Origin of the sequence: Streptomyces albireticuli (genome assembly GCF_021228125.1) — a bacterium.
GTDB classification, from domain to species: Bacteria; Actinomycetota; Actinomycetes; order Streptomycetales; family Streptomycetaceae; genus Streptomyces; species Streptomyces albireticuli.
The window spans coordinates 1-661 of sequence record NZ_JAJQQS010000103.1 but is presented as its reverse complement, the minus strand read 5'-3'; the positions used below and the strand labels follow the sequence as shown (position 1 = coordinate 661).

The window sequence follows — 661 nt, the reverse complement described above, 5'->3', positions numbered from 1 at the left end:
CCCGACGCCGGCACTCCCGCCTCGGCCAGCGGTCCCCGATCGCCTACGAGAACGACTTCCAACCAGCAGCAACTACCCTGACTCAAGCCGCATAGACGTGTTCAAACTCCGGGGTCAAGGCCCCACCACCGGTCATCCAGAGGCAGACGCCCAGCATGGCGAGACCTCCGCTCCCGGACCGGCAACAGCGGCTCAAACCGCACCCACAAGTCATCCGACACCACCCACGGCGGCGGACGTTTCCCCTTACCATGACCTTTCCAACGAGCCACCCCAGACAGGAGCATGGCCCCACAGAAGCTCTCTGTTACTGACCTTGCGGGCGTGATGTCGTGGCGGCTGACAGTTGTTGGCTGCCGCAGTACGTCATGATGCATGAGGTATCCGCAGGGTGGTGGCTTGACGGCCGAGCGGAGTGCGTTTCGTGAGCGCATCCGGATGGAAGCGGCCGGGACGTTCGTGGCGGGGCAGGAGAACGCCCAGGTGGCGAGGCAACTGCGGGTCAGTGTGCGTTCGGTGCAGAGATGCTGCCGTAACTGCCACGAGGGCGGCGAGCTGGCCCTGTGAAGTCGGGGATCGGCGGCACGACCGAAGCTGAGCGAGGCACTGGTCGCGGTGCTCGAAGCCGAACTGGCCAAGGGGCCGGCGGCTCACCGCTGGC

Annotated in this window: 1 pseudogene; it reads left to right on the top strand. The window is 66.0% G+C overall.

Features of this window, described 5'->3' with window-relative positions:
- Positions 1 to 375 precede the first annotated feature (375 nt).
- Positions 376 to 661: pseudogene (locus LUZ64_RS36800) on the top strand (IS630 family transposase); the annotation flags it as partial.